Annotated in this window: 5 protein-coding genes; all 5 read left to right on the top strand. The window is 67.6% G+C overall.

All coding sequences use genetic code 11. The features are described from left to right. On the top strand, window positions 1-1,769 hold a 1,769-nt coding region (gene traN / locus QZ709_RS07485), incomplete at its 5' end, for a type-F conjugative transfer system mating-pair stabilization protein TraN (RefSeq protein ID WP_294636640.1). Then, complete coding sequence (locus QZ709_RS07480; RefSeq protein ID WP_060987591.1) at window positions 1,766-2,158, top strand: hypothetical protein; 393 nt, start codon at window positions 1,766-1,768, stop codon at window positions 2,156-2,158. The genes traN and QZ709_RS07480, both read left to right, overlap by 4 nt. Window positions 2,159-2,165: 7 nt before the next feature. Continuing rightward, the gene (traF, locus tag QZ709_RS07475; RefSeq protein WP_060987590.1) at window positions 2,166-3,038 is read left to right on the top strand and encodes a conjugal transfer protein TraF; all 873 of its coding nucleotides are present in this window, start codon (window positions 2,166-2,168) and stop codon (window positions 3,036-3,038) included. A 9-nt stretch (window positions 3,039-3,047) separates the two neighbouring features. Continuing rightward, window positions 3,048-4,496 carry a conjugal transfer protein TraH gene (locus QZ709_RS07470; RefSeq protein ID WP_294636639.1) on the top strand — a complete coding sequence of 483 codons (1,449 nt, stop codon included), beginning with the start codon at window positions 3,048-3,050 and terminating at the stop codon, window positions 4,494-4,496. Between the two features lie 21 nt (window positions 4,497-4,517). Continuing rightward, window positions 4,518-5,024, top strand: a 507-nt coding sequence (locus QZ709_RS07465; RefSeq protein WP_294636638.1) for a conjugal transfer protein TraG N-terminal domain-containing protein, incomplete at its 3' end; no start/stop codon positions are given.

The following is a 5,024-nucleotide window of genomic DNA, read 5'->3' as shown; positions in this document are numbered from 1 at the left end:
TCCGGGTGACCAGCGGCGGCGTGCCCGTAGCCTTCTTCGACGTGGACGCCGCCTCGGGGCTGGTGTTTCCGCAGATGGTGGCGCCCCTGCCCATCCCCTCGTGGCCGCCGGGGGGCCAGAGCGGCGTCTGGGTCGTGAACAACCGCTGCAATGGCGACGCCTGCCGACTGACCGGCTTCATCGCGCAGGAATACCGCCAGGTCTGCATGGGCGGCGGCGGGGACTCCGGAGACACGAACTGCACCAACGAGCGCCCATTCCTCGAGGTCTACGGCGCCTGCCCCGCCGGCACGCAAAGCGGCGACCGGATCGCCTACACGACCGGCTCGGGCGGCGACGCCGGTGACACCCAGATCACCTACCTCGAAGAGGGCCGCTGCTATGCCCCCAGCACCGACCCCAGCGACGCGCCGGGCCAGGACACGACGGGTACCTACCCGGCTTCCTACTGGCGTCCCGGCGGAAACCGTCCCATCGTCGGCTTCCGGTTGAACCCGCTGTACGGCCCGATCCCGCAGATGGCGCTGAGCTTCGAGCGGCCGCACACCACGGTGACCGAGTCCGACCAGTGGGACGATCAGTGCCCCGCGCTGGAGAGCGAAGGGCGCTGCGCCATCACCGGCGCGGCGCGCTGCGTCGGAGGACCGGCCACCAAGGTGATCGACGGGGCGTCGGTGACGCGCGCGTGCTGGCGCTACGAGACCTCGCTCTCGTGCCAGTATGGGGCGCCCACCGACGAGTGCGCGCCGCTGGCCGCGGCGGGCTGCACCCCGAACAGCACGGTCTGCCGCCAGATGAACCCGGCCACAGGCACCTGCGAGGTCGCCGAGAACACCTACAACTGCCCGGTGGCCGCCAGCTCGGCGGTGACGGCGCGTAACTGCCCGACCGACGTCTTCTGCATCGCGGGCAGTTGCTTCAACACCACCTACACCAACGATGCCGACTTCGCCCGGTCGATGTCCTTCCTGGAAGCGGGACGCGAGGCCGGGGTCTACCTCGACACAGACAACCTGCAGGTTTTCAAGGGCGAAGCCAACCGCTGCCGCGACCGGCTGCTCAAGAACTGCTGCACCTCGGACTCGGCCGGCAGGGGAATGAGCAACCAGAGCATGTTCGGCGTCGGGTCGAGGCTGGTTTTCGATGTGTTGATGAATTCCGGCAATCGCGAATTCCTCTACCACGGTATGCAGGCGCTGCTGATGAGCGGCGGGTTCTCAGGCAGCTTTACCACCTACGGCGTCACGGTGGCCATCAATGGCACGGCCCTACCTGCCGGCTCGGCGGTGCTCTATGCCGGCGAGAGCGTGGTGGTGGCCTTCGACCCATGGAGCCTGGTCATCGCGATCGTCATCTACGTGGTGATGTCGGCGATCTCCTGCGACGAAGAGGAAGGCAAGCTCGCGATGAAGGAAGGTGCGCGGCTGTGCCACACGGTCGGCACCTACTGCTCATCGTGCATCCGCGTCCTGGGCAAGTGCGTCTCCTGCATCACGCACACCACGACCAAGTGCTGCTTCAACTCGGTTCTGGCCCGAATCATCAACGAGCAGGGTCGGCTTCAGGTCGCGAAGTGGTGGGGCACAGCCGAGGGGCCGGACTGCTCGGGCTTCACGATCGCACAGCTGCAGAGCCTGGACTTCGCTCGCATGGACCTGACCGAGTTCTATGCGTCGATCGTGCCGAACATGCCCGATGTGGGCGCGATGCAGGGCGGCGCCGCCGGCCGCGCAAGCAACTGCTACTACGGCAAAGGGAGATGCCAATGAACACCGCCACCCGCGCCGGGTGCTGCTTCGCGGGCATCGCCCTGATCCTCCTCCTCGCCACGCGAGTGCATGCCGAGCCAGTCCGCACGCCCGTGTCGGATGCGCGGCCCGTCCTGCTGGCGGCCCTGCAGTCAGCGGACGGCACGGCCCACGGCGTGCTCACCGGCGAAGTGGCGGATGCGATCACCCGGCATTTCCAGGCCACCTCTCCGATCTACATCGATGTGTCCACCGCGAAGCGCTACCGGGAGGCGGGCTGCAGCCGGCTCAAGGTGCTCTTCTGGCAGGAAGGCGTGAAGCTGCCCAACATGGCGGCGCCGCGCAAGCAGACGATCGAGTTCGGCATCAACTATTGCCTCGACGGCCTGCCGCCGAAGTCGCTGCTGTGAGGACGTCATGACGATCCGTCCCTCCCCTGCGTGCCTGCGGTTGCTGCCGGTTCTGGCGCTGGTCGCCAGCGCCGCTGCGGCTCAGGAAGCGGCCCCTGCCGCCGGGCACGGCGAGACCCGCGCCTACTGGTCCGACCGCTGGCGCGGCTGGCACTTCTACGAAGACCCTCCGCTGGAGGATCCCGCGCCGCCACGCGCCCAGGCCGCCCCGGCCAAGCCGGCCCAGCCGGTCGCCTCGCCCCGTCCGCCCGAACTGGTGGAATTCGAGCGGCTGCAGAAGACCCTCGAAGACCTGCGCAACATCGCGATCATGCGGCCGACCGAGTCCAACGTGCGGCGCTACATGGAGCTGGAGATGCAGGTGGTGAACCGTGCATCCTACTTCGCCGATGTGGCGCAACGCGTGGCCTGGGCCACGCCCGAGCTCGATCCGACATTGCAGGGCCGGCCCGTCAACGCCCAGGCGCTGGAAGTCTTCGAACGCCAGCAACGGACCGACCGCTCCGCCTCGGTCGCCACGCTGGGCCGCGACCACGTGCTCATCTTCTTCTACCGCAGCGATTGCCCGTACTGCCACACCTTCGCGCCCACCTTGCAGGCGTTCGAGGCACGCCATGGCATCCAGGTCGTGGCCGTGAGCGTGGATGGCGGCGCGATGCCGGGCTTCCCGCGCTCCCGCCCCGACAACGGCATCGCCACGGCCCTGCAGGTGACCCAGGTGCCGGCCGTGTTCCTGGCCCAGCCCGCCACCGGAAAGATCACCCCGATCGGCTCCGGCGTGCTCTCCGAGTCGCAGTTGCTCGAGCGCATCGCCATCGTTTCCTCGCCCACCGGCGAGGCCATGCTGCCCAGCGCGACCCAGCACATGGCCCTGCCCTAGGAGGTCTCCATGTCCCATCCCTCCCGTCCTGTCCATGCCCGCAAGACCGTCGCGCTGGCGGTGGCCCTGGCCATGCTGTCCGCCACGCTGCCGGCGCGCGCCGACCTCAACAGCGAGGTCAACGACATGTTCAACAACCTGGGCGCCATAGGGAACTACACCGCACCGGGCGCGTTCCGCGGCCAGACCTACAACACCTACACAGGCGGTTCGCTCATGATGCGCTCGCCCAACAAGGTCTACCAGCTCGCGGCGATCCAGTTCCCGAGCGTGAAGGCGGGCTGCGGTGGGATCGATGTGTTCGGCGGCTCGTTCTCGCACATCTCCGCGCAGGAGTTCAAAAACCTCTTGCGCAACATCACGGCCGCGCTGCCCGGCATAGCGTTCCAGCTCGCGCTCGAGGCCGTCTCCCCGCTGCTGGGTGGCCTGACAAAGTGGGCCAAGGGCTTGGAGACCTGGATCAACAACGCCCGGATCAACTCCTGCGAGACCGCGAAGGCGATCGTCAGCTCCGCAGCCGAGGCGGTGGGCTACAGCTCGCAGGAAACCTGCTCGGACCTGGCGATGGAGATGGGCCTGGAGAGCGACCGCGACGCGGCCCGCCGGCGCTGCTCGACCGACCGGCCCAGCATCCTGTCTTCCGCCCGCTCCTCGGGTGACGCCAACGTGCGCAACAAGGCTCCGTTCGTGGGCAACCTGACCTGGAAGGCGCTGCAGTACACCGGCTCCTACCTCGACGACGCGGGGCGCGAGCTCATCATGAGCATGGTCGGCACCGTCATCTACTACCCCGAGGAATCGGGGCGCGATCCGGAGCCGATCGCCCCGACGCTCACGTCGATCAGCCAGTTGCTCTACGGCCAGGCAGCCGGTTCGGGCAACAACGTCATCCAGCACCTGCTGCGCTGCAACGACTATTCGGCCTGCGACGTCGTCTCGACCAATACCGCCTACGACCACGTGCCCTTCACGGCGCGCGTGGAGACCATGATGCGCTCGATCGCCGACCGCATCGCCACCCGCACGGCGATCCCCAACAACTCCGCCGAGGTCGGCTTCGTCAACCAGACCACCGAGCCGGTCTACAAGATGCTTTCGGTCGGCACCAGCATCCCGGGCTCGGGCCTGGCCGACAGCCTAATCGGCCAGTACCGCGACGTGATCGCGGCGGACTACGCCTACGTCTTTCTCGAAAGGAACCTGCGCCTGGGCATGGCGGCCCTGGCGAAGGACTACACGCTGCAGCAGGCGCAGCGCGACCAGGCCAACCAGATCCGCCAGCGCGCTCAGGCCATCCTGCTGCAGATCTCCCAGGAGAAGAACCTCCTGTATGCGAAGGTCGGTTCCTACCGCGCCGTCGCCAGCCACCTGGAGCAGTTGGAGCGCCAGTTGCGCTCGAGCATGCCCCAGCATGTGATGGACATGCTGGGCCAGCAGGCGGCCCACCTGTCGCGTTGACGCCGATGGTAGGGCACGACCATGTGGGAGATCTACGCCTACCAGAACGCGGACAGCCTGTTTGGGGTGTTCAATGCGTCCGCCGCGATCCACGCCTCCGGCGACTACGCATCGGCAGTCGCGGCGGTGGCCTTCTGCGGCTTCGTCGCCGCCCTGATCGCCTACGCGTTCGCCCCTGAAAAGCTCCAAGGCTGGAAGTGGCTGGCCTCGGTGGTGCTGGTCTTCGGCATCCTGATCGTCCCGAAGGTCACCGTGGGCATCATCGACAAGACCGGCGGCTCGCCGGTCAAGGTCGTGGACAACGTGCCCTTCGGGGTGGCGCTGCTGGGCAGCCTGACCAGCACCATCGGGCACACGCTCACCGGGCTGTTCGAGACCGCCTTCCAGGTGATCCCCGGCGCGGGGGCCTTGCCGGCCGAGCTCTCCTACCAGCAGAACGGCCTGATGTTCGGGAACCGCCTGGTCAGGGAGACCGGCAACGTGGTGTTCCAGGACCCCGCCTTCCGCACGGACCTCGTGAACTTCATT

It is taken from the genome of uncultured Aquabacterium sp. (assembly GCF_913773725.1).
Classification (GTDB): Bacteria; Pseudomonadota; Gammaproteobacteria; order Burkholderiales; family Burkholderiaceae_C; genus Aquabacterium.
This window is presented reverse-complemented; position numbering and strand designations above follow the sequence as displayed.

What these genes read in the sequence shown, in the direction of transcription:
- QZ709_RS07470 (WP_294636639.1), top strand. Translation starts at nt 3,048, where the DNA reads ATGTCCCATCCCTCCCGTCCTGTCCATGCCCGCAAGACCGTCGCGCTG.
- traF (WP_060987590.1), top strand. Translation starts at nt 2,166, where the DNA reads ATGACGATCCGTCCCTCCCCTGCGTGCCTGCGGTTGCTGCCGGTTCTG.
- QZ709_RS07480 (WP_060987591.1), top strand. Translation starts at nt 1,766, where the DNA reads ATGAACACCGCCACCCGCGCCGGGTGCTGCTTCGCGGGCATCGCCCTG.